General features: G+C 62.4%; 23 protein-coding genes. 16 read left to right on the top strand and 7 right to left on the bottom strand.

Annotated elements, in window-relative coordinates; genetic code table 11:
• Positions 1–60: 60 nt before the first annotated feature.
• Complete coding sequence (locus TX80_RS20150) at positions 61–201, bottom strand: DUF7563 family protein (protein WP_449271533.1); 141 nt, start codon at positions 199–201, stop codon at positions 61–63.
• A 192-nt stretch (positions 202–393) separates the two neighbouring features.
• Between TX80_RS20150 and TX80_RS13225 the strand changes: the two genes are divergently transcribed.
• From TX80_RS13225 to TX80_RS13215, 3 genes are all read left to right on the top strand, one after another.
• Positions 394–675 carry a hypothetical protein gene (locus TX80_RS13225; protein ID WP_049923595.1) on the top strand — a complete coding sequence of 94 codons (282 nt, stop codon included), beginning with the start codon at positions 394–396 and terminating at the stop codon, positions 673–675.
• A 94-nt stretch (positions 676–769) separates the two neighbouring features.
• Complete coding sequence (locus TX80_RS13220) at positions 770–1,897, top strand: DUF4350 domain-containing protein (RefSeq protein WP_049923594.1); 1,128 nt, start codon at positions 770–772, stop codon at positions 1,895–1,897.
• 14 nt (positions 1,898–1,911) lie between these two features.
• Complete coding sequence (locus tag TX80_RS13215) at positions 1,912–2,919, top strand: AAA family ATPase (RefSeq protein ID WP_049923593.1); 1,008 nt, start codon at positions 1,912–1,914, stop codon at positions 2,917–2,919.
• Between the two features lie 23 nt (positions 2,920–2,942).
• Here TX80_RS13215 and TX80_RS13210 read toward each other — a convergent pair whose 3' ends face one another.
• From TX80_RS13210 to TX80_RS13200, 3 genes are read right to left on the bottom strand one after another with little or no spacing between them, the layout of a single operon-like run.
• Positions 2,943–3,815, bottom strand: coding sequence for a hypothetical protein (locus TX80_RS13210; protein ID WP_049923592.1), 873 nt, complete (start codon positions 3,813–3,815; stop codon positions 2,943–2,945).
• Positions 3,802–4,338, bottom strand: a complete 537-nt coding sequence (locus tag TX80_RS13205) for a hypothetical protein (protein ID WP_049923591.1) — start codon at positions 4,336–4,338, stop codon at positions 3,802–3,804. The genes TX80_RS13210 and TX80_RS13205 overlap by 14 nt, the downstream gene beginning before the upstream one ends.
• Complete coding sequence (locus tag TX80_RS13200) at positions 4,338–5,840, bottom strand: DUF58 domain-containing protein (RefSeq protein ID WP_326544631.1); 1,503 nt, start codon at positions 5,838–5,840, stop codon at positions 4,338–4,340. The genes TX80_RS13205 and TX80_RS13200 overlap by 1 nt, the downstream gene beginning before the upstream one ends.
• Before the next feature lie 105 nt (positions 5,841–5,945).
• Here TX80_RS13200 and TX80_RS13195 point away from each other — a divergent pair, with 105 nt between their 5' ends.
• From TX80_RS13195 to TX80_RS13180, 4 genes are all read left to right on the top strand, one after another.
• Positions 5,946–8,069: a DUF4129 domain-containing protein gene (locus TX80_RS13195; RefSeq protein ID WP_049923589.1), complete on the top strand. Its 2,124-nt coding sequence runs from the start codon at positions 5,946–5,948 to the stop codon at positions 8,067–8,069.
• 68 nt (positions 8,070–8,137) lie between these two features.
• A complete protein-coding gene (locus tag TX80_RS13190) occupies positions 8,138–9,193 on the top strand; it encodes a DUF1616 domain-containing protein (protein ID WP_049923588.1) in 1,056 nt (351 codons plus the stop codon).
• A 102-nt stretch (positions 9,194–9,295) separates the two neighbouring features.
• Complete coding sequence (locus tag TX80_RS13185) at positions 9,296–10,486, top strand: hypothetical protein (protein ID WP_154658648.1); 1,191 nt, start codon at positions 9,296–9,298, stop codon at positions 10,484–10,486.
• Positions 10,487–10,765: 279 nt separating this feature from the next.
• Positions 10,766–12,562, top strand: a complete 1,797-nt coding sequence (locus TX80_RS13180; RefSeq protein ID WP_049923586.1) for a PGF-CTERM sorting domain-containing protein — start codon at positions 10,766–10,768, stop codon at positions 12,560–12,562.
• Positions 12,563–12,649: 87 nt separating this feature from the next.
• Here the strand turns inward: TX80_RS13180 and TX80_RS13175 are convergent, their stop codons facing one another.
• The 3 genes from TX80_RS13175 to TX80_RS13165 are packed head-to-tail and all read right to left on the bottom strand — an operon-like array spanning position 12,650 to position 13,919.
• A complete protein-coding gene (locus TX80_RS13175) occupies positions 12,650–12,982 on the bottom strand; it encodes a (2Fe-2S) ferredoxin domain-containing protein (RefSeq protein WP_049923585.1) in 333 nt (110 codons plus the stop codon).
• Positions 12,979–13,734, bottom strand: coding sequence for a CbtA family protein (locus TX80_RS13170; protein WP_049923584.1), 756 nt, complete (start codon positions 13,732–13,734; stop codon positions 12,979–12,981). The genes TX80_RS13175 and TX80_RS13170 overlap by 4 nt, the downstream gene beginning before the upstream one ends.
• Positions 13,734–13,919 carry a CbtB domain-containing protein gene (locus TX80_RS13165; RefSeq protein ID WP_049923583.1) on the bottom strand — a complete coding sequence of 62 codons (186 nt, stop codon included), beginning with the start codon at positions 13,917–13,919 and terminating at the stop codon, positions 13,734–13,736. The genes TX80_RS13170 and TX80_RS13165 overlap by 1 nt, the downstream gene beginning before the upstream one ends.
• A gap of 234 nt (positions 13,920–14,153) precedes the next feature.
• Here TX80_RS13165 and TX80_RS13160 point away from each other — a divergent pair, with 234 nt between their 5' ends.
• The 9 genes from TX80_RS13160 to TX80_RS13120 are packed head-to-tail and all read left to right on the top strand — an operon-like array spanning position 14,154 to position 22,559.
• The gene (locus tag TX80_RS13160; protein WP_049923582.1) at positions 14,154–15,191 is read left to right on the top strand and encodes a monovalent cation/H+ antiporter subunit E; all 1,038 of its coding nucleotides are present in this window, start codon (positions 14,154–14,156) and stop codon (positions 15,189–15,191) included.
• Positions 15,188–15,466 carry a cation:proton antiporter gene (locus TX80_RS13155; RefSeq protein ID WP_049923581.1) on the top strand — a complete coding sequence of 93 codons (279 nt, stop codon included), beginning with the start codon at positions 15,188–15,190 and terminating at the stop codon, positions 15,464–15,466. The genes TX80_RS13160 and TX80_RS13155 overlap by 4 nt, the downstream gene beginning before the upstream one ends.
• Positions 15,463–15,816 carry a monovalent cation/H(+) antiporter subunit G gene (gene mnhG, locus TX80_RS13150; RefSeq protein WP_049923580.1) on the top strand — a complete coding sequence of 118 codons (354 nt, stop codon included), beginning with the start codon at positions 15,463–15,465 and terminating at the stop codon, positions 15,814–15,816. Before TX80_RS13155 ends, mnhG begins: the two co-directional genes overlap by 4 nt.
• Positions 15,813–16,352, top strand: coding sequence for a DUF4040 domain-containing protein (locus TX80_RS13145; protein WP_049923579.1), 540 nt, complete (start codon positions 15,813–15,815; stop codon positions 16,350–16,352). The genes mnhG and TX80_RS13145 overlap by 4 nt, the downstream gene beginning before the upstream one ends.
• Positions 16,353–16,886 (top strand): MnhB domain-containing protein, encoded by a 534-nt coding sequence (locus TX80_RS13140; protein WP_049923578.1) that lies wholly within the window; start codon positions 16,353–16,355, stop codon positions 16,884–16,886.
• Positions 16,879–17,235: a cation:proton antiporter subunit C gene (locus TX80_RS13135; RefSeq protein WP_049923577.1), complete on the top strand. Its 357-nt coding sequence runs from the start codon at positions 16,879–16,881 to the stop codon at positions 17,233–17,235. Before TX80_RS13140 ends, TX80_RS13135 begins: the two co-directional genes overlap by 8 nt.
• Entirely contained in the window at positions 17,228–18,796 is a 1,569-nt protein-coding gene (locus TX80_RS13130) for a proton-conducting transporter transmembrane domain-containing protein (protein ID WP_049923576.1), read from the top strand. Before TX80_RS13135 ends, TX80_RS13130 begins: the two co-directional genes overlap by 8 nt.
• Positions 18,796–20,706, top strand: coding sequence for a proton-conducting transporter transmembrane domain-containing protein (locus TX80_RS13125; RefSeq protein ID WP_049923575.1), 1,911 nt, complete (start codon positions 18,796–18,798; stop codon positions 20,704–20,706). The genes TX80_RS13130 and TX80_RS13125 overlap by 1 nt, the downstream gene beginning before the upstream one ends.
• A complete protein-coding gene (locus TX80_RS13120; RefSeq protein ID WP_049923574.1) occupies positions 20,706–22,559 on the top strand; it encodes a Na(+)/H(+) antiporter subunit D in 1,854 nt (617 codons plus the stop codon). The genes TX80_RS13125 and TX80_RS13120 overlap by 1 nt, the downstream gene beginning before the upstream one ends.
• Positions 22,560–22,591: the final 32 nt, after the last annotated feature.

The following is a 22,591-nucleotide window of genomic DNA, read 5'->3' as shown; positions in this document are numbered from 1 at the left end:
AAATACACCCGTCCGAAGGCGGTATCGGAAGGGTTGAGCTTCGGCACTTTCCGGGCGCAGTTACACCTCTTCTACTGCATCACCGTTGGTGATCTCCGCGTACGTCATACACGTTGGGCAGCCGTGAACGTCACCATCACTCCCAAAGACACGGACGAACGATGGGGTGATATGCGCCCCGCAGTTGGAACATTCGGGCATAGTATGCGGCAGGTCGATCGGTTGCGACGCTACTGGCATTAATGTTACCACTGGAGATTAGAAATATATGCCGTTGGGTAGTCCGCAGTTTCCTACCAGTAGTCACGGCACCGATCCGAAAGAGCCGGTATCGGAATCGGCCGGTCTTTATTCCGATCAATTTACAGTCATCGAAAACGCTCGTTCGAATAGATGCCCACACGTCGTCGCGTTCGGTTCATCCACGGTCAGTTCGCATGGATGGTGGCGACGATTCTCGTGTTGACGGCTCTCGAGTCGCTTTCCTACGATCTGTTTTTCGTTCTGTCGTTCATCGGCTTCCTCCTCCTTATGGAGTTGACCGCCCCGATCAACGTGACACCGCAGTGGCGACGACGGCTGCGATGGGTACTCGGTATCGGTGTCGTTGGCTTTGCGTGCATCGTCATCCGACGAATACTCGAGATTTTGCCACCGGGGGTAGCACCGTGGTGATCGGACGGAATCACCGCATGGCGGAACCGAACCCGAACAACACGTGTCCGATAGCGATTCCACCACGTCGAACAGCGAAGGAGTGGATCAATCCATGACCGTTCGTGAGTGGATCGAAGCGAGAACGGGGATCGAACTCACAGTGCCAGTCCTCGTTCTCGCGGTCTTCCTCGCGGTGGTTCTTGGGACGGTTCTTGTCGCGGCAAGTACCTCGGCGGCCGGATTCGGGCCGTATAATCCGTCGTGGGATGGAACGTCCGAGTTCCGCGAGGGGATCCAGTCGAATCCGGCCGTCGAACTCGAGGTCATCGACGGGACGGAGCGATACCCCACAGACGAATCGGCGACGGAGACCGTCGCATTCGTCGTCGCTCCGGAACAGCCGTACGAACCAGCGGAGGCCGATCGACTCCGCGAATTCACTGAACGAGGCGGGGCCCTCGTCGTTCTCGATACCGTCGAAACGAACGCGAATCGACTGCTCGAGGACGTCGGAGTCGACGCCCGACTCGACGGGCGACTGCTGCTGGACCAACGACGCTACGATCGGGGCCCGGCGATGCCGTTGGTGACTCCCGTCGAGAACCACACCGCCACAGCAGGGGTCGATCGGCTCACGTTAAACCACGCGACGGCGATCGAACCCGGAAACGCAACGGTCCTCGTTCGGACGAGCGAGTTTTCGTATCTGGCGAACTCCACGGACGAGGAACTCGACGATCGAGCGAACCTGACGGCAGCTCCCGTCGTGACGACTGAACCCGTCGGTGACGGTGAGGTTATCCTCGTCGGAGACCCGAGTATCACGATCAACGCGATGATCGACGAGTCGGACAACCATGCGTTTCTCGAGGGTCTGTACAAGGAGAACTCGCGCGTTCTGATCGATCGTTCCGGCTCGGACGGCGTTCCGCCCCTTGTCGCATTTGTCGGCACAATACGGCGCGTCCCGCTTCTACAGGCCCTCCTCGGGGCCGTCGTACTCGGTACCGTCGCGGTCGTTGCGAGCCCTCGGTCGAACGAGTTCCATGAAACGATTCGGATCCGACTGTCATCGAGCGAAAACCACCGATCGTCGAAGCTCGAGTCGCCGCCCGAACCGCTTTCGAAGGACGAACTCGCTGCAATCCTCCGCTCCCAGTATCCGGAGTGGGACGAGAAACGTATCGACAGAGTGATAACAGCGTTTAATCGAACCCGCTCGAAACACGACGAGCAATGACTGAAAATAATCAAATGAGTGATAAGAAACCGAATACCCCACAGGCGATCCACGAGGCAGTCGAAACGGAAGTCAAGAACGTGCTCATCGGCAACGAGGAAGCGATCGAACAGCTTACGATCGCCGTCTTAACGAACGGACACCTCTTACTCGAGGGCGTTCCCGGCGTCGCCAAAACGACCCTTGCGAACCTGTTCGCACAGGCAACGGGACTCGACTACCGCCGGATACAGATGACGCCGGACGTATTGCCGGCAGACATCACGGGAGCACACGTCTACCGGGAAAACCTCGGCGAATTCGAACTTCGGCGCGGTCCGATCTTCACGAACGTGATCGTCGCCGACGAGATCAACCGCGCGACGCCGAAGACACAGAGTGCGTTTCTCGAGGCGATGGCGGAAAAACACGTCACGATCGAAGGGAAAACGTTCGAGTTACCGGACCCGTTTATGGTCGTTGCGACACAGAACCCGATCGAAATGGAAGGGGTGTTCGAACTCCCCGAAGCACAGCGCGACCGGTTCCAGTTCAAACTCACGCTCGAGCTGCCCGACCGGAGCGACGAAGCCGCGTTACTCGAGCGGTTCGATGCCGAGCCACAGCTTGAGCCGGCCGATATCGATCCGGTCGTCAGTCCCGATTTGCTTCTCGCTGCCCAGGAGGTGATCGGCGACGTCCACGTCGCCGGTCCGGTCAAAGAGTACCTCCTCGATCTCGTCGCCGAGACGCGAGATCATCCCGATGTCGCACACGGCGCGTCGCCGCGTGCGAGCCTGACGTTCCTGAACGGGGCGAAAGCTCGTGCAGCGATCCACGGCCGAGAGTACGCGGTCCCGGACGACGTGAAAGCGCTGGCTCAATCGGTACTGGCCCATCGACTCGTCCTGAGCACCGAGGCCGACCTGACCGACGTCAGTCCCGAAGCCGTCGTCTCGGACATCGTCGACAACGTCGAGGTTCCCGATATCTCCCGTCGAGAGGAAACTCCGTCGGCCGGGGAAGCGTCCCCCGACGTCTGACGACGACCGACTCCGGCACTCGTTTAAGACTCGAACCAACACGTCACGAGCCAGTCGGACCGTTCGCCGCGATCGACCTCGGTCTCGATCGGTTGCTCGAGCCCGACTGCAAGCCCGGTCGCGAGAAACGACGGGATCGGGTGGTCGAACCGATCGAGGGCACCGAACGTACTGTCCGTGAGACGAACCGTCACGCGTCCGCCGGCCGGATCGACGTCGTAGTCGGCTCGTTCCGTGAGTTCGAACTGCTCGACGAGTCCGTCACAGAGTTGCATCGTGATCGTCTCCGGCGTCGAACCGAAGTCGTCCGAAAGCCGGCGTTCGAACTCGGTAAAGAGGAACGCACCGGCTGGGTCGAACAGCAGTCCCCGGTCGTTGCCGTCGAGAACGAACGGTCCGTTCTGGTCGAGGTCGGTCGGGGGACCGTCGACCGCGTGCAACGGGATATACAGCTGTGCACTGCCATCAGCGGGACGGTAGAATCGGGTTTCACGGAGGCCGAGTTCGTCGACGATCGCACTCCCGTTTGTGGCGTATGCTCCGTATATCCGTTCGCTGACATCTGCAGCAACGAACTCGACCGGCGTCAGATAGTACGTAAGTATCGCACCGAACAGCCCCGTCCCGCCAAGGGCGACCAGTACCTCTCGGGTACTGGGAAACAGGACGCCGGCAGCAAGTGCGACGAGACCGACAACGGCGAACCCTGCGGCCGCGCTTCGGTACCGTGACTGCCGCGCTCGAGCGTATTCCTCACGAAGCCGCCGGTTTTCCGCTGCCAGCAGTTCGGCTCGTTCCCTGTCGGTAAGTTCGTGGTCCGTCTTCGATTCGGTCGGTTGCTCGTCATCCTTGTTGTCGTCGGACTCGGGTCCGTCGAGCCGTTTACTCACACTCATAGCTGGAATCCGTCTCGTTGTCGGTTGGTCGTTCCGGGTCGGAAACGAGGTCGAAACTAACGAGTTCGTACCGATGCAAGAGATAGCTCGCGATCATAACGGTCAGGACCGCCGTCCCGGCCCCCACTACGAGAGACCGCGAAAGGGAGACCCACGTAATCCCACCAGTGCCGAAGACAGCCCCGATACCGACCAGTCCGGTTCGACGGTCGGCTCGAGAGCCCACGATAGTAGCAACGAGGAGAGCCACGAACCCCGCCTCGAGAACGACGAACGTAGTCGCGTCGATCCCGTCCGAAAAGAGAACCACAAGCAGGAGGTGGCCGCCGGCAAGCGTGTACGCGACGCCAAGGGTATACCAGATCACGGCTGTGATGAGTCCCGCGAGGACGCCCATCGGGCCGGCGGTCACCCCAAAACAGCTGACGACGATCGCAACCCCCACGCCTTCCAGCCGGCCGCTGGGTTCCTCGGGATCATCTCGTCCCCCGATATCGTTCGATTTGATGCTCCGTTTGCGCATCAGTGGTGTCCTCCCGACGCGGTTGTCCGCGCTCGGTCTCGGCCGTCGGCGAGGACCGTTGCCAGTCGGTCGCCGGGAGCGACTTCGAGGGTCGTTACGCCGTCGATACGGTCGAGACTCCGTCGGAACTCCTCGAACGACAGGTACCGATCGTACGTCCGATCGAGATCCGCAAGCGATTCTGATTCGAACAGCACCCGCGGGGCAAGTAACACGAGAACCCTGTTTCCGTGCTCGCGAACCAACCGAATCGTCTTTCGGAGTTTCGTCGGCTCCGAATCGTCGGTACACAGGATCGTCCACGGCTCCCGTTCCTGGGTGTTTAATACGGTCTGGAGCGAGCGATACAGCGGCTCGGAAACGAACCGTTCGCGGTACGTTCGGCGCGTCGCGTAAAACGGCCGGAGCGTCCGCTCGAAATCGGTCGCGTCGTTTCGCTCGAGCGCTCGAAGTGCCGACCGGGCGTCCGTCGGTTCGTGCTCGTATCGTAGATCGACGTCGTCGATGTTCGAACTCCCGGTCGTCGACCCGCCGTCTCCCCCGATGGACGAACGGTGTGGCTCCGCCGTCGTCGGTTCCAGATCGAGCAACTGCTGTCGAATCCGCCGATACTGCGCCGGTTCGACGGCGGGATCGATTCGGGTGGTCGTTCCGTCGTCGCCGACGGTGAGCAAGCCGAGCGGATCGCCGAATCGTCGAGCACTGGTCGCGACTGCGAGGGCGGTTTCGCGGAGGTAATCCAGCTCCGTCTCGTCCGGCGGCCCGGTCGCGAGCGTGGTACGATGGTCGACCACGAGCAGCGTCGGCCGATCGGTTTCGGTCCGGTATTCCCGTACGTGAGGCGTTCCGAGTCGCGCTGTCGCCTTCCAGTCGATCCGATCGGCGGTATCGCTGGGAACGTACTCACGGAGTTCGGTCGGCACAAGCCCGGATCCGCGCCGGTCTGACGCGTGTTGGCCCTGTGCAAGGGCGATGTGGTCGCCGCCCGATCCGACATGAACGTTTCGCGGTCCCCGCGGTTCGATAAGCATCGTCGGCGTCGGACCGACGGGAAGCGTCTCGCGGAACCACCCGTCCGTGGCCGTCAACCGCGCTGGATCGAACGTGTGGCGTCCTGTAACGTGACACGTTACCGGTACAGTACGCTCCGCGTTCGGCGTCCCCGGTTCGAGTTCGAGGGTCGGCTCGGCAGTGGTGTTCGAGTCGACGGTAACAGCCGTCGGCAGTCCGGGCTCGAGTTCGAGCGCCAGTGGCGTCGGGGCACGTGATACTGCAAACGTAATATCCGCCGAATCGCCGGTGTGGGTTCCCGTCAGTTGGGGCTTTTGTTCGACCGAGAGCGACCCGACTGTTTCGGAAAGGGTTCGGAGGAACCAGTACTGTCGTGCCAGAAGTAACGCGCCGATCGTGACTGTGGCCCCGAGCAAGGGCGGTCGACCAAAAAGAATCGCGAGAGCGGCCATGAGGGTCGCAAGCAAACCGGCTTCCAACGACCGCCGCATTGGACGCATAGCTATCATTTGAAAAGATAGGGTGTTGAACTTATTGGTTGCTCCCGGAACCGATCGAGCAGACAGACTTTTATCCAGAGAAACGAATTTTCGTCCGTGAACAACGTCGTCAGGTATTTCGTGTTCGCGTCGGTGCTGTTTTTTCTTCCCGTCGTTTTGACCGGTGTTACCGGCATCCCTCCCGGAAGCGACGGAACGGGGGGTTCGTCGTTCGTCGTCGCTGACTCGGACGGCGTCAATGAGACGGTCCGTCACCGGAAGCCGGCTAGATACGACGAAGACGGCGATACCGCTGCAGTAACCGGTTGGCTTTCGGATCGGCTCAGTGACCGGCTGGGCGAAAGTACGGTCGCGCTCGAGCAAGAAGAGTACGAGCAAGCAAGCGAGTACCTCGACGACGAGTACTACGAGCGACTCGAGCAGTTCGTCGAGGTAACCGGTGAGACGGACGGTCGAAACGGCGACGACGAAACCGATGGAGACGACATCACTGAATCGTTCGAAACGGCCGCCGAGGAACAAGAACGGCTGATAAACCGAACACGACAGTATCGGGAAACGAAAGCGGAGTACGAAGCGGCCCGTGAATCCGGCGACGTAGACCGGGCCCGCGAACTCGCTCGTGAACTCGAGGCGCTTGCAACCGACATCGAGGAAGGGAACGAAACGATCTCGAAACGCTACGAGATACTTACGGGAGAGACGGACCGGGACTTCTCGGCGGAGAAAGCCACTATCGAAAACACGACCCGGTCGATTCAGCAGGAACAGGAGACAGTCCGGAAAGAACAGTTCGTCGAAACGGAACTCAACGTTTCGACGACGAGCGAAACGATATCGTTCCGGGACCCGCTTCCGGTCCGCGGGGAGATACGGACCGGTGATGGATCGACCGTCGCCGAGACGGACGGCAGAATTCTCGTCGGGAACGAGCCCGTCGATGTCGAGACGTGGGACAACGGGACGGTCGAATTCGAGTATCGGCCGGCGGCGGAACCGCTCTCGACTGAACGTCTCACCGTTCAGTACGTCCCTGCCGCTCGGTCGACGTACCTCGGTACCGAAACGTCGGTTCCGGTTTCGATCGAACAGACCGAAGGGGAGATCCGAAACCTCGAGGTATCGGAGACGGCCGCGTATAACGAATCGCTTTCGGTTACAGGGGACGTGGTCGCAGCAGAACGACCCGTTGACGGCGCGGTAGTGACGGTTAGCCTCGGGGATCACGATATCGGGCGGCTCCCCGTCGCCGACGGACACTTCTCGGAATCGATACCCGTTCCAGCCGCTGTTGCGGATGGAGATCGAACGTTACGGGTATCACTTCCCGAGGGACGCGCACTCGCACCGACGACAGCGGCCCGAAACGTAACGATAACGGAAACGGAGACGACCCTCGAACTCGAGGCGGAGCGAACGAACGCTTCCGCCGTTCGGATCGCCGGGACGCTGGCGACCATCGACGGCGATGGACTCGAAAATCAGACGGTCGGGATTCTGGTCGATGGAGAATCAGCCGACACTGTCACGACGGACGAAAACGGTGCTATTTCGGCAACCATCGCGCTGGCAGCGGAGACGGAACGGGAGATTACGGCGACGTACGACGGGGCGGAAACGAACCTCGAGGGGGCGACGGAAACGGTACGGCTCTCTCCGCTTGCGAAATCCGGTACCGATGGCGGATTCGGAGTCCCAACGAGGGCGTCGCTCCTTGCGGGATTCGGTGTGATCACGCTTGCGGCCTGTCTCGGATGGTGGTACCGAAGCCGTCGGGAATCGATCCGAGAGCCCCCGTCTTGGAAGTCGACACGGCAACGTTCCACGGTCGATCGCGAACCCGGGGAAAGGAGTCAAGCCATGGGGAGAGTACTGCTCGAGAACGCACACACTCACCTCGCTAATGGACGGTCGGACGAAGCGGTCAGAGCCTGTTATGCCGCCGCCAGAGCGTCGTTCGAGTCCGATATCGAGGCTGACCGTTCGGACTCGCTCACGCACTGGGAGTTCTATCGTCAGTACGGCACCGACGTTGGGAACGAGACGTTCCTGCGGGAGCTAACGGAAGCGTACGAACGGGCCGCGTTCATGCCGGCCACGGTCTCGTCCGAGGATGCCGAACGCCTGCTGGAAACGACACGACACGTCTGTGACAGTCCGGGATCCGAACCCAGTAGGAACACCCACACGGAGAGGGGAGCTCCGTCGAACGACGGTTGAAACGAAGCGTCGGTCGAGCGCCGTCCGGATCGATCGACTTTTATAACCAATCATTAAATGGTGAATTAATGGTCGATCGACGGTCACTGCAACTGCTTTTGCCACGACCGCTTCGTAAGCTTCCGGGCGATCTGACCTGTATGCTCGTGATGACAGTTCTGGTCAACGTGACCGTCTTCACGCCGGTCGTTCGAGAGACGCCGCTTCGCATTCCGTTCGGGACAGCTTTCGCGCTGGTCGTTCCGGGGTACGTCTTTCTCGCCGTGCTCTTTCCCGAAGCCAGTGATCCCGAACCGTCGCTTCGGTCCGGTATCGACGGCATCGAGCGGGCCGTGCTGTCCGTCGGTCTTAGCCTCACGATTATTCCCCTCGTCGGCCTCGGGTTGCACTTTACGCCGTGGGGGCTCCGGCTGGGGCCGATTATGGTTGTTCTCACCGGATTCACGCTTGTCACGACCGGCGCTGCTGCCGTTCGCCGGTGGCAACTTCCGGAAAACGAACGGTTCCGCGTTCCATATCGTGAATGGTATCGGGCGGGTCGATCCGAACTGCTCGAACCGGAATCGCGCATCGATGGGACGTTGAACGTCCTGCTCGTCCTTTCGATACTGCTCGTGATCGGCGTCGTGACGTTCGCGATCGTCGCTCCGCCTGCAGGAGAGCAGTTTTCTGCTGTCTATCTTCTGACCGAAGACGACGATGGGGAACTCGTCGCCGACGATTTCCCCAGGGAGTTCGTCGACGGGGAATCGAGGGAGATCGTTCTCGGCGTCGATAACCACGAACATCGTCCCGTCGAGTACACTGTCGTCGTTCTCGAGCAAAGAGCGGAGCCGATCAGCAACGAAACGAATGCCAGCGGCTCGAGTACCGATACCATCGGAAACGGGACAACCATCACGGAGCAACGTGAACTCGATCGATTGCAGGTCAATCTCGACCACAACGAATCGTGGCATCATACGTACGATCTCGAGCCGACGATGACCGGCGACGACGTCCGCATCGTCTGGCTCCTCTACCCCGACAACGATGTTCCGGAGACTCCTTCTCTGGAGACTACGGAGTACTACACCGACCTCTGGATAACCGTCACTCCATCGAACGAATCCTCACGGGCCTGAACGAAATCGAGATGATGTACGAAACGGTTCCGACTGGATGACCCTACTTATTTTGTATTGTTTATAGAAAGGAATTTAATTACTGAGTCTGAAACACTAATCATGTCATCGCACACAACGCGATTACTGGTCCCCATCCTCTGCGTTCTCATCGCGTCGACGGTGGGAATGGGAATCGTTGCGGGTTCCGGATACGGTCTCGAGCTAGATGATTCGATCGACACGCCCGAGCGGACGGTCGAAGTAGAGGGCGAGGAGTTCGCCGTCGACAGCGTTACCGTCGTCGAACCCGGTGACGTCATCGAAGGGACTGCTACCGGGCCCGGAGACGAGGAGTATAGCGTTTTCCTCCGAAACTCCGAGGGCAAAGCTGAAATGATGAACGGCGGACTGACCGAGGGAGAAACGGACATCTCGTTCTCGACGGACAATCTGGATACTGGATCCTACGCTGCCTCCATCGAGACGACGACGATCGAGAAGACACAGCCCGTGGTTATCGCAGCCTATGAGGTAGACGTCTCCTCGTCGGAGGACTTTACAGTCCACGAAAACGAGGAGCTTTCCATCACCGCAAAACTCACCGAACACGACGATCGATCGATCGAGACCGTCGAAGCTATTGTCTGGAACGACGAGGACGATAGCCAGCGCATCGAGTTGACTGCAGAAGACAGCCTCACGTATTCTACGACGGTTTCCGACCTCAATCCCGGGGAGTACGACCTGTACGTCGGTGTCCAAGGTGGAAACGAGGTTGCCGACAGCGACGAAGAGGAACTCATTGGCGTGAGCGAGAACCATCTCGTCGAGATCAAATCGGGCGACGGCGGTGAAGACGGGAACGGTACCGAGAACGGCGGCGAAGACGGGAACGGTACCGAGAACGGCGGCGAAGACGGGAACGGTACCGAGAACGGCGGCGAAGACGGGAACGGTACCGAGAACGGCGGCGAAGACGGGAACGGTACCGAGAACGGCGACGAAGACGGGAACGGTACTGAGAACGGCGACGAAGACGGGAACGGTACCGAGAACGGCGACGAAGACGGGAACGGTACCGAGAACGGCGGCGAAGACGGGAACGGTACCGAGAACGGCGGCGAAGACGGGAACGGTACCGAGAACGGCGGTAACGGAGTGAATATGCCATCGAACGGGACCGATGGAAACGATGACGATAGCGATGCCGATCCGGATTCCGACGATACGCCAGGATTCGGGCCACTTCTCGCCATCGGTGCCCTGTCCGCGTTGATCGGCGTGCAACGGTACGCTCGATCGGGACGCTAACATTGTGGGTCGTTTATCGACGGAATCGAAGACCCTCCTCGGATCGTTCGACGCGTTCTCTCCGATGGAAAGCGAGACATGAACGAACCCGATGACGCAGACGAGCGAAGCGGAAAATTCGGTCAACTGCTTTAATTTATTACTCGGGGGAAATCACTTACTCTTCTAAGCCGTTACTATTATCTCTTATTAGTTTGCACAGTAATACATGATCTCCAGTAGCAAAACCATAGAATTCTATCCCCCAGACGCAAAAATAAAATGGGGTGAGAGGATCCGATGAACGCCAAGATCGGCGCAGTCGCGTTCGCGCTCCTCACGGTTACGAGCGTGTTAGCACCGGCCGGATACGGACTGACCGGAACGGCCGCAGCATCGGATCAGTTGAAAGACGAGCGCATCACCGTAACCGACGAAGTAGATATCTGGAAAGGCGCGGCCTTCTCATTGCGCGTCGGTAGCGCCGGCGACACACAGGTGAGTACTCCGGAGACGTTCGTCCGCGCTGAAGGTCTCGATAGCTCGTTCACCCCCGAACTGAGTGCGCAGAAGGATCCGATACGTGTCTTTACGAAGGAGACGGAACTCACACTCGAGTTCGAAGAGCGGCCGGGACTGTCCTTCGACGCTCTCCAGGGGAAGGAGTTCGATCTCGTCGTCGGACACGTCGATGACAGCGCGACAGCGGTTGCAACTGACGGCGAGAACGATACGACCGGCACGCTCGATGGAGAAACGCTCCGGCGGCTGGTAAACGAAAACGAGATCGACCTCGAGCGGGCAAGTACGGGAACGAAACTGGGTGACTCCGGACTCGAGTTTACCTACGAGCCGAAGGAGGCTGGCATCTATGCGTTCGTGGTCGTCGAACGCGGCGATTTCACCCTCGAGAACGGTGACATCGAGGGCGGCGGAACGATCTACGGTGTCGATACCGCCACGGTCCAGTCCGCGCCGTCGGATCGCGTCGAACCCGTAACCAGTGACGCCGACGTCGGTGACGACCTCGAGTTCAACGTCGAGGCCGGGTTCGAGGCGGAGTCCGCTGATCACGTCGTTGCAGTGTTCGATGAAGCGGATATCGACGACGAACGTATCAACCTGGTTATCGAAGGGGGACTCGAATCCGTTCCGAGTGCCGACGATATCGTTGTCGAGCATACAGTTGAAGGCGTGAACGGCGTTTTCAAGGCCGACGAAATCCGAATGTTCGGGACGCAGATCGGCGAACGGGAGATCGATCGGCGTATCGAGTTAGCGGATTTCCTCTCGGTTTTCCCGTCGGGATGGACGTTCGACGACAATCGGCGGCTGATCGACAGCACTGGAAATCGTCTCGAATCCGGCGAGGGGTCGATCATCAACGCGTCATTCACCGGTGTGACTGCTGACGAACCGGAAACGACAGTCACGGTTGGAACTGACGAAGAGTGGGAACGCGGTGAGTATGCCGTTCTCCATGCCGCAATCAGCGCCGACGGGACGAAAACGTCGACCAAGAAAGTTCGGATCGAGTTAAACGAGTCCGAACCAGGTGACGGCGATGGCGACGGCGACGGTGATGGCGACGGCGACGGTGATGGAGACGGCGACGGTGATGGCGACGGCGACGGTGATGGAGACGGCAACGGTGATGGAGACGGCAACGGTGATGGAGACGGCAACGGTGATGGAGACGGCAACGGTGATGGAGACGGCGACGGCGATGGCGATGGTGACGGCGATGGCGATAATGACGGGCCGCCTAACAGAGGCGGCGGCGGTGGCGGAGGTGGCGGTGGTGGTGGCGGCAGTCCACCGCCAAACGACCCCGGAAACGGAGAGGGGCCCGGGAAGAACCCCGGGAACGGTGAAAACCCCGGTAAGAATCCCGGAAACGGAGAGAATCCCGGGAAGAACCCCGGGAACGGTGAAAACCCCGGTAAGAATCCCGGAAACGGAGAGGATCCCGGGAAAGACCCCGGAAACGACGACGAACCCAATGGGGACGATGACGGAATCCCCGGCTTCGGTCCGGTAACTGCACTCGTGGCCCTCCTGTCAGTTGCTCTCGTGACGAGTCGGTGGCGTCAGTAACAACGTTCAGACTGAACTACGGCAGGAACGACACAACCCTTCCACAGAACGGGTCCGATTCATTCAAACTCGAGAAAAGCAGTCGGGCTATTCTTCGTCGCTGACCCGTTCGGCGTTCGGACCGAACGCCGACTCGAGCAGTCCGGGAACGTCCTCGGGTTGGACGTCCGAGTACCACTCGTTGTGGGGCTGGATCGTGATCGCGGTTCCGTGCTCGCTACACAGGCCCAGACACGAGGTCGAACTGACGCCGACCGGCGACCAGTACGCATCCCGGTCGCGCAGCCAGTCTTTGACCGTCGCGAGCGTCTCCTCGGCCCCGGCCGCGCCACAACTGGCGTATTCGGAGTCCCGATCGGTCGTACAGACGAACACGTGTGCGTCGAGGCGTTCCCGGTACTCCGGAGTTCGGTCTTTCATGGGTTCGTCAGCGCTCCATCGTGTCGTTCGGTCGTCGAACCGAGGGCGGGTCGCGCCCCAAGCCAATTGAACAAGCCGGCCACGAGCACCCAGAGGGCGGCCTGACTCAACGCGGTCAGCCCACGGAAGGCGGTCACGAGATCAGCCGGAAGCGTCCCGGTCTCGACGATAGTCGGCGCCACGAACGCGGCGAGGAGGCCGAGGGAGACGAGCGGGACTGCTGCCGTGAGAAGGCCGAGGGGACGGCTACGGGATGCAACGCGTCTGTAGCCCAGAACCGAGGCTGTGGCGACGACCGCGCCGACGACCATCATCCCGATGTAGATCACGATCCGTGTCGTGGGATCGCCGGCCTGTTCGGCCCCCGGCGTCGTCGGCGGGAGCACCAGCCACGGTGCAACGGAGACCGTAAAATAGCCCGATCCGGCCAGTACGTAGGCGTTGATCGGATCGCGTCCGGGAAGCGCCGGCTCGAGGAAGTAAACGGCAAGCGCGAAGACGCCGCCGAGCAAGATTCCCCACAGAATGGCGCTACCGACGCTTACGACGGCAGTCGTCGTTTCGCTTACCGCGTGAGCGTGCTCGCCGGCAGCGTGGACGTGCTCACCGGCGGTATGGCCGTGTTCACCCCCCTTCGCAACCGTTTCCATGTAGTCGACCAGCGGGTTCGCTACGAGCGCCACGTAGAGTCCGTAAGCAAGACCGGCGAGGACGCCCGCGAGGACGCCTCGCTGGAGGTAGTCGAGCAGCATCAGTGCCAGGTCACACCGGCCGCGTGCCGGAAGTTGTGCAGCGAGTCGTGAACCAGCGGTTCCTGGACGAAAAGCAGCGCAAACGCCGCCGCTGCGGCGAACGCGAAGACGACCGCTAGCTGGGCGCTCGTCAGTTCGTTGCGTGCAGTTCCGATACGGTCGTGAACGGTTTCGGCCCGCGTCATAAAGTCAGGTTTCTCTATTGCAACTGTAGTTGTAAAGCTACCGGTCGATCGTCCTTCGCGGGAGTTCCGTCGACCGACCAGTACGAATGAATAAACGACGTGAACGTTCAACAAAGAGTGTCGAATCGGGAGACTGCTGGTGGATAACGAAATCGTTTTCCTACGGCTACCGCTTGACTCGACTAACGACGAGAGTCATGAGTATCCAACGACGGTCACCAGGAGGGATGTGCCGTGGCGGCTGAGCGAGTACTCGTACCGCTGTCGGACACGGTGACCGTCCGGCAGACGGTCGGCTACGCCGTCCAGTCGGGGCTCGAGGCGGCCGACGCGCTGGAGTGTCACCTCGTCGCCGCGCTCCCGTACGACCTGGAAATGCCGGAAGGACAGGCCCAGATGGAGAAAGCCGAACAGTTGCTCTCGAAGGCCGAAAACTGGGCACGGGAAGACGCGGGTGAGGGCTCGGTGACAGTCGAAACGGCGATCATCGGGTTCGACGAATACCTCTTCAGCCCGCGGGATTACGCGGAGACGTTCGACGCGTACGCCGACGAGCACGGGATCGATCGCGTCGTCCTCGATCCGGAGTTTCGCCCGGGGACGACGGCACAGATGCTCCAACCGCTCGAGCGCGAACTCACGAACATCGGGTTGTCCTACGACGAGGCCCCGGTCGATCGTCCCGCTCGCCACGAGCGGCTGGTCAAAGGCGGCACTCAACGGTTCGACCGACTGTTTGCGACGTTCTGGATCTCGTACGGCTTCTATCTCGTGCTCGGCGATCCGAGTTACTGGTTCGATCTGATCACCGGTGCGGCGGTCGCCGGGATCGTCGCGGTGTCGCTCGCACACGTCACGTTTACGTTTCCGCTTGACCGCGTCCAGTCGCCGATCCGAACCGTCCGATTTGCCTGCTACGTTCCGTACCTGCTCTGGGAGATCGTCAAGGCGAACCTCGCGGTCTCGGCGGTCATCCTCCGGCCGTCGATGCCGATCGAACCGACGTTGACCCGCGTCAACGCCCGGGTTCGGAGCGGTCTGCCGCTGCTTGCACTCGCCAACAGCATCACGCTTACGCCGGGGACGTTGACGGTCCGAGCCAACGATCAGCAACTGCTCGTTCACACGCTGATCCCGTCGGCCCGCGAGGACCTCTTCGACGGCGGACTCGAGCGGGCGGTCCGCTTTGTCTTCTACGGCCGCGAGTCGGCCGCGATCCCGTCGCCCCGCGAACGCGAGGACGCGGAGATCGTCGGGGGTGACGAGTTGTGACGCCCCCGATCGACGACGTCTTTCTCGCTGCGGCCGCGCTGTTCGTCGTGCTCGCGATCGCGATGTTTTACCGCGCCGTGGCCGGTCCGACGACCCAGGATCGGCTGCTGGCGGTGAACGTTCTCGGGACGAACACGGTCGTTATTCTCGCGTTGCTGGCGGCGGGACTCGACGAACCGTGGTTTCTCGACGTCGCGTTGATCTACGCGCTGTTGAACTTCCTGATGTCGATCGCCATCTCGAAGTTTACCGTCGAGCGGGGTGGTGTGCTGTGATCGAGGCGATCCAGTTTTGGGCCGTCGTCGTCCTCCTCGGGTTCGGCCTGCTCTTTACGTTCGTCTCGACGGTCGGCGTGCTCCGCCTGCCGGACATTTACACGCGGGCACACACCGCATCCCAGACGGACACGCTCGGTGCCGGATTCGCGCTCGCGGGCGTTGCGGTTGCGTTCGGCTGGCAGCACTCGACGGTGTATACCGTCCTGTTGCTGTTTTTCGTGTTCATCACGAACCCGACCGCGGCACACGCGATCGCCCGTTCCGCGGCCGAAACCGGCGTCGAGCCGCTGCTGGCCGACGAAGGCGACGACGCCGATAGCGCCACGGACGGAGGTGAGTCGCGATGAGCGCGCTCGCGTACACGCTCGCGGTCTTCATCCTCGCGACTGCGGTCGCGACGGCGCTGTTTCGGGACGTTCTGTCGGTAATCATCGTTTTCGGCGCCTACAGTCTCGGGATGGCGATCCTCTATACGTTCCTGCTGGCCCCCGACGTGGCGATGACCGAAGCCGCGATCGGTGCCGGCGTGACGACGCTCCTGTTGTTGTTGACCATTGCGCGGACGACCCGTCCGCCGTCCGATCAGCTCGTAGAGCGGGTTCACGTGCCGGCGGTCGTCGTCGTGAGTGCGTTCGTACTCGTCGTCTGTATGACCGTGCTCCCGGAGATGTACACCCTCGGCGACCCGAGCGCACCGGTCTGGTCGAACCCGGATGTCACACAGCACTACATCGAGAATACCTACGAGGACACGAAAATCCACAACGCCGTCTCCGCGGTCCTTGCTGCCTACCGTGGGTTCGACACCTTCGGCGAGGCGGTCGTCGTCTTCGCGGCCGGCGTCTCGACGCTGCTCGTCCTGAAACGCGAGGTGTTTGCCTGAATGTCCAACGCTGATACAGTCGACGATACCTACACCGAGAGTCAGGTGATCATGACCGCCGTCAAGATCCTTGCCCCGTTTACGCTGACCTACGGGATGTTCATGGTCCTTCACGGGTCCGACACGCCCGGCGGGAGCTTTCAGGGTGGCACCATCGTCGGGGTCACCGTGCTCATGCTCGCGTTCGCGTTCGGCATCGAGCCGACCCGCCAGTGGCTCCGAAACAGCGTCCTCGTCGGGCTCGCGACCGGCGGCGTCGCCATCTTCGCCGGGATCGGCCTGTCGATGATGGCCCTCGGCGGGAACTTCCTCGAGTTCGATCGGATCTACGAGGTTCTCGGCCACAAACAAAAGTGGGGCCTCGAGGCCATCGAGATCGGCGGCGTCTCGCTGATCGTCTCGAGCGTCATCATCACCCTCTTTTTCGCGATGGCCGCGGGATTCAACGCGCAGGGCCACAGCGGAACCGGCGGACACGAGCCGGCCGACGCACCCGCCGACTCGCGGTCCGCGGAGGTGAGCGACGATGATTGAAACGCTCGCGAACAGGTACACGTACGTCCTGCTGTTCGTCCTGCTCGGGATCGGCCTCTACATGGTGATCGCCAACGAGAACCTCGTGAAGAAGCTGATCGGGGTGAGCCTCTTCCAGTCGGCGATCTTCCTGTTTTTCATCTCGATGGCGTACGTCGATGGGGGTTCGTCCCCGATCGTCCCCGCCGACGGGAGGGTCGCGAGTCCGCTTCCACAGGTCATTGTCCTGACCGCCATCGTCGTCGGCATCGCGCTGACGGCCGTCGGGCTGGCACTGGTGATCCGCATCTACTCGGAGTACGGGACGCTTCGCGAGGATACGCTGCGGGAGGTGCGCGTCGATGAATAGCGAACTGCTCGTGCCGCTGTTGATCGTCGCGCCGATCGTCGCGGCGACGCTGCCGATCGCGCTCGGCCTGTGGTTCGACCGGACCGGGTGGTCGGTTGCCGCGATCACGACGTCCGGACTGTTCGTCGCGGCCGCGTACCTCGCGGGCGTCGTTTTCACGGCGGGAAAGCAGCGACACGAGCTCGGCGGCTACTCGCGGGAGTTCGGGATCGAACTCGTCGCCGACCAGTTCTCGATGCTGATCGTCCTGCTCGTGACCGCCGTCGCCCTCGGCGTTCTCGCGTACACGCGCCGAGGCGGTCCGCGCGGGAACACGTTCTACACCGCCTACCTGCTGTTGACCGGCGGCTTGCTCGGGATCTCGCTGACCGGCGACGTGTTCAACCTGTTCGTCTTCCTCGAGATCACGAGCCTGGCGACCTACGCCTTGGTCGCAAGCGGCGACGGGCCGGAGGCGGCGGTCGCCGCGTTGAAGTACCTGATCCTCGGGACCGTCGCCGCGTCGATGTACCTGATCGGCGTCGCCTTCGTCCTCATGGCGACGGGGACGCTCAACATGGTCGAACTCGCGACGGCGATTCCGGACGGCGATCCGACCCTGATCCGGGCCGGCTTCGCGTTTATGATCGTCGGCTTCGCCACCAAGGTCGCCCAGTGGCCGCTGCACACCTGGCAGCCAAGCGCCTACAACCGGGCTCCCGACGGCGTGACGCCGCTGATCGCGGCGCTGGTTTCGACCGCGTCCGCGTACGCCTTCGGTCGGCTGATCGTCACCGTCTTCGGGGTCGACTACCTCTCGGCGATGCCCCGAGCGTCGGCGGTCATCGTCACGATCGGCTGCGTGAGTGTCCTTGCCGGGACTGTTCTGGCCGTGATCCAGCGCGACGTCAAACGGATGCTCGCCTACTCGTCGGTGTCGCAGTTCGGGCTGGTGATCGCCGCCTACGGCGTCGTCATCGCCGGTCACTCCGAGACCGCGTTCATCGGTGCCGCGATCCACCTCGTCGGGCACGGCCTGTTGAAGGCCGGACTCTTCCTTACGGCCGGCCTGATCGCGGTCAGTTACGACGCCCGTACCGTCGACGAGTACGCCGGTCTGTCGAAGGACCGGCCGGTCGCCGCCGCCGCGATGGCGGTGTTGCTGCTGGCGCTGGTCGGCGTCCCGCCGGGGGTCGGCTTCGTCGGCAAGTGGTACATCGCCCTCGGTGCCGTCCAGTCCGAACTGTGGCCCGTCGCCGCAGTGATCTTCCTCAGTACCATGCTCACGCTTGCGTATGCCGCTCGCCTGCTCGAGAAGATGTACTTCACGCCGTCGGCACCGGTCGACCGGTCCCACGCGCCCGGAACGTCCGGGGCAGCCGCGACCGACGGCGGGACCGGACCCGGTCGCGAAACCGGTGCGATCACCGCCGCGTTCCGCGGTCGTGGCTCCCCGGAGGCCGTCTCGACCGGGATGCTCGCGGTCGTCGTCGTCGCCGCGATCGGGGCCGTCGTGCTCGGTTTCGCCGGCGGCACGGTCGCTGAACTGCTCGATCCGTTCCTGACGGAGGTGTTCAACTGATGGTTGCAGATATTCGACCGCTCGCCGCCGTGCTCGTCTCGGCGGTCGCGATCGTCCTGATCGTCGCATCGCATCGCCGACCGAACCTCCGCGAGGGGTGGTCCGTCCTGGCCGCCCTCACGAAGTTCGGCCTCGTCGCCAGCATGCTGCCGGGCGTCATGGCCGGAACCGTCTACACGTGGAGCCTCAAGGAGGCGACGGGGATTCAGTTCCTCACCGGCCTCGACTTCGCGCTGCGGGCCGATCCGCTGGGGATCTTCTTCGCTCTGCTCGCGAGTTTCCTCTGGATCTTCACGTCCTTTTACGCGACGGGATATATGCGCGGCCTCGACGAGCACGCTCAGACCCGTTTCTTCGCGGCCTTTGCGGCCAGCCTCTCGACGGCAGTCGGGATCGCCTTCGCGGCGAACCTCGTGACGATCTTCGTCTTCTACGAACTGCTGTCGCTCGTCACCTATCCGCTGGTCGCCCACAACGAGGACGACGAGGCCCGCATCGCCGGGCGCAAGTACATCACCTACACGTTCTTCGGCGGCGGTGTCTTCCTGCTCGCGGGCACGGTCATGATCTACTGGCTGACGAGTCTGGTCCAGGAGCCGACGCTGGCCTTCCAGGCGGGTGGGATGGACGCGCTGGCCCAGGCGGCCCAGGCCGAGCCGGTGTACGCGCAGGTCGCCTTCTTCCTGCTAATCCTCGGGTTCGGCGTCAAGGCCGCGCTGATGCCGTTGCACTCCTGGCTCGCGGACGCGATGGTCGCGCCGACGCCCGTCTCCGGGCTGCTCCATGCGGTGGCGGTCGTCAAGTCCGGAGCCTTCGGCATCTCGCGGGTCATCCTGGAGGTCTACGGTCCCGGACTGATCCACGACCTGCCGCTTTCCGTCCCGGGGATCGGCGAGGTCGGTCTGAACGTTCCGGTCGCGGTCGTCGCCGCGTTCACGCTGACCGCGGCGAGTATCATCGCGATGCGCAAGGATCACCTCAAACGCCGGCTCGCGTTCTCGACGACGGCGCAACTGTCCTACATCGTGCTCGGGCTGTCGATGCTCCATCCCTACACGATCGTCGGCGCGCTGTTTCACATTCCGGCACACGCGTTCGCGAAGCTCACGCTGTTTTTCTGTGCCGGCGCGATCCACGTCGAGACCCACACCGACTACATCAGCGAGATGGCCGGCATCGGGAAACGGATGCCACTGACGATGACCGCCTTTACCGTCGGTGCGGCCGGGATGGCTGGACTCCCCCCGATCGCGGGCTTTGTCAGCAAGTTCTACATGCTGATCGGGGCCGGCGACGTCGGCGGGAGCTACTGGCTGTTCGCCGGCGCGCTGTTGCTCTCGGCCGTCCTCAACATCGGCTACTTCTGGCCGGTCGTCTACACGGCCTTCTTCGAGAGCGAGGACCGCCACGACGCCAAGCCGGTCCTCGAGTTCCCCCGGGGCGGCATCGTCGAGTCCTACGGTGCGGAGACGGCGGCGGACGAACAGGTCGCCGCCGACGGCGGGGAGCCGACCGACCGCTCCGAATCGGCGGAGACGGACGACGATGACGACTACGAGTACGCCGTCGACAAGTACCCCAGCGACCACACGGTTCCCGACGAGGTCGATTCCAACGTGCAGGGCGACCATGTCGACACCGTCGACCATCACGGCGACCACGACGACCACCTCACCGGCGGTCCGCCGGCCGACGGCTGGACGCGCCGCTCCCCGCTCACCGAGAGCACGTGGCTCATGCTCGCGCCCATCGCCGTGATCGCTACGGGCGCGATCGTTCTCGGGATCGTTCCCGACCACGCCGTCTTCCTCGAGTTGGCGACCCGGATCGTCAAGGAGGTCTTCGGGATGCCCTTCGAGGAGCTGACCGACGTTCCCTTCGACCAGCTCATGACGGAGGTGAGCAACTGATGGAACTCGAGTGGCTATCGATGGCCTACCCGCCGCTGCTCGTCTTCGCGGCGGCGCTGCTGGTGCTCGTGTTGCCCCGAATTGCCGGTTTCGCCGCCGGCGCGTGCAGCTTGGCGGCCGTGCTGGCGATATCGCTGATCGCGCCCGGCGGAGAGCATCTGGCCGGACAGTTCCTCGGATTCGAGGTCGTCCCGTTCTACGTCGACGACTTCTCCCGGATGGTCGGACTCGCGCTCGGCTTCCTCGGGGTCTGTAGCGTCATCTATGCCTACTCGAGCGAGGCAAGCGAGACGCTGACCGCCTTCGCGCTGGCCTACGTCGCCTCCTCGATCGGGGCGGCCTTCGCCGGCGACTGGCTCGTGCTCCTGTTCATGTGGGAGCTGATGGCCGTCACGAGTACGCTCGTGGTCTGGCACTACGGCGGCGAGGCGGTCCGGGCCGGCTTCCGATACGCCGTCTTCCACGGCACGGGCGGCGTGCTCGTGATGATGGCCGTCGCCGTCCACTACGTCCAGACCGGCACCTTCGTCTACGACGGCACCGGCATCGCGAGCGGCGTTCCGGAACTGCTCGCGGTGCTTGGGATGGGCGTCAACGTCGCCTTCATCGGGTTCCACGTCTGGCTGCCCGACACCTATCCGCGGCCCCACATCGCGGCCTCGGTGTTCCTCTCGGTGTATACGACCAAGACGAGCGCGTTTGTCCTCTACCGGGCGTTCCCGCTCGAGGCGACGAGCGATCTGGGGATCTATATCGCGTACATGGGCGGATTTATGGCCGTCTACGGCGCGACCTTCGCGCTGCTCCAACACGACATGCGGGCGTTGCTGTCCTACCACATCCAGGCCCAGCTCGGGTACATCGTCGCCGGGATCGGCATGGGTGCGACGGTGTACTCGGAAATCGCCGTTGCCGGCGCGATGAGCCACCTGTTCAACAACGTGCTGTTCAAGAGCCTGCTATTCATGGCCGTCGGCGTCGTCATCTACCGCACCGGCGAGGAGGACCTGTACAAGCTGGGCGGGCTCTGGCGGGAGATGCCGCTGACCGCGATCGGGTTCGGCCTCGGCGCGCTCTCGATCACCGCGATTCCGGGCTTCAACGGCTACGTCAGCAAGGGGATGCTCTTCGACGCGGCCAATCCACACTACTACGGACCAACGGAGTTCGAGGCGCTGTACTACCTGCTCTGGCTCGGTGCGATCGGGACCCTGCTTTCCTTTATCAAACTCGGCTACTACGTCTTCTTCCACGGTGAGAGCGATATTTCGGTCTCGGACGCAAAGCCCGGTCAGACCGTCGCGATGCTCGGCCTCGGCGGTGCCTGTCTTCTGTTCGGCGTCTGGTGGCAGGGGCTTGCCGACCTCGCGCCGACGCTTCACGCCCACGGTGGCGAGTTCGAGTTCGCCGTTCCGGTCAGTGAGAAATCCAAACACCTCCACCCATACAGCTCGAGCCACCTCGAGACCGCGGGCATCCTGACGGCGGTCGCGGCCGTTTCGTTCGTCGTCGTCCGCAAGCCGCTCTCGAAGCTCGACCTGCCGGATCCGGCGTCGTTCGTCTACCCGGCCGGCTACTACCTCGGCCGCTGGTCGATGCTGGCGACGACCGAGCTGTACGCCGCCGTCGACGCGGCCGTCGTCGGCGCGGTGAAACGCTGTTACTGGGTCGGGAACAACCCCGTGCTGGCGACCGAAGCGGTCGCTCGCCGGCTTCCCATGGTCGACGTCGAACCGCGCCAGCCCGCCGACGGCGGTCGGCCGTCGACGATCCCGCTCCGGCTGCCGATCGGGACGACCGTGTTGCTGTTGACGCTGCTTTTGACCGTCGTCCTGTTGCTCCTCGTGAGCTAACGGGCACAAGCGGGGCCGGCCGCCTCTCGAGC

The organism is Halopiger djelfimassiliensis (assembly GCF_000455365.1).
GTDB lineage: Archaea > Halobacteriota > Halobacteria > Halobacteriales > Natrialbaceae > Halopiger_B > Halopiger_B djelfimassiliensis.
The sequence above is the reverse complement of the archived record's forward strand: the minus strand, read 5'-3'. Positions and strand labels throughout refer to the sequence as shown.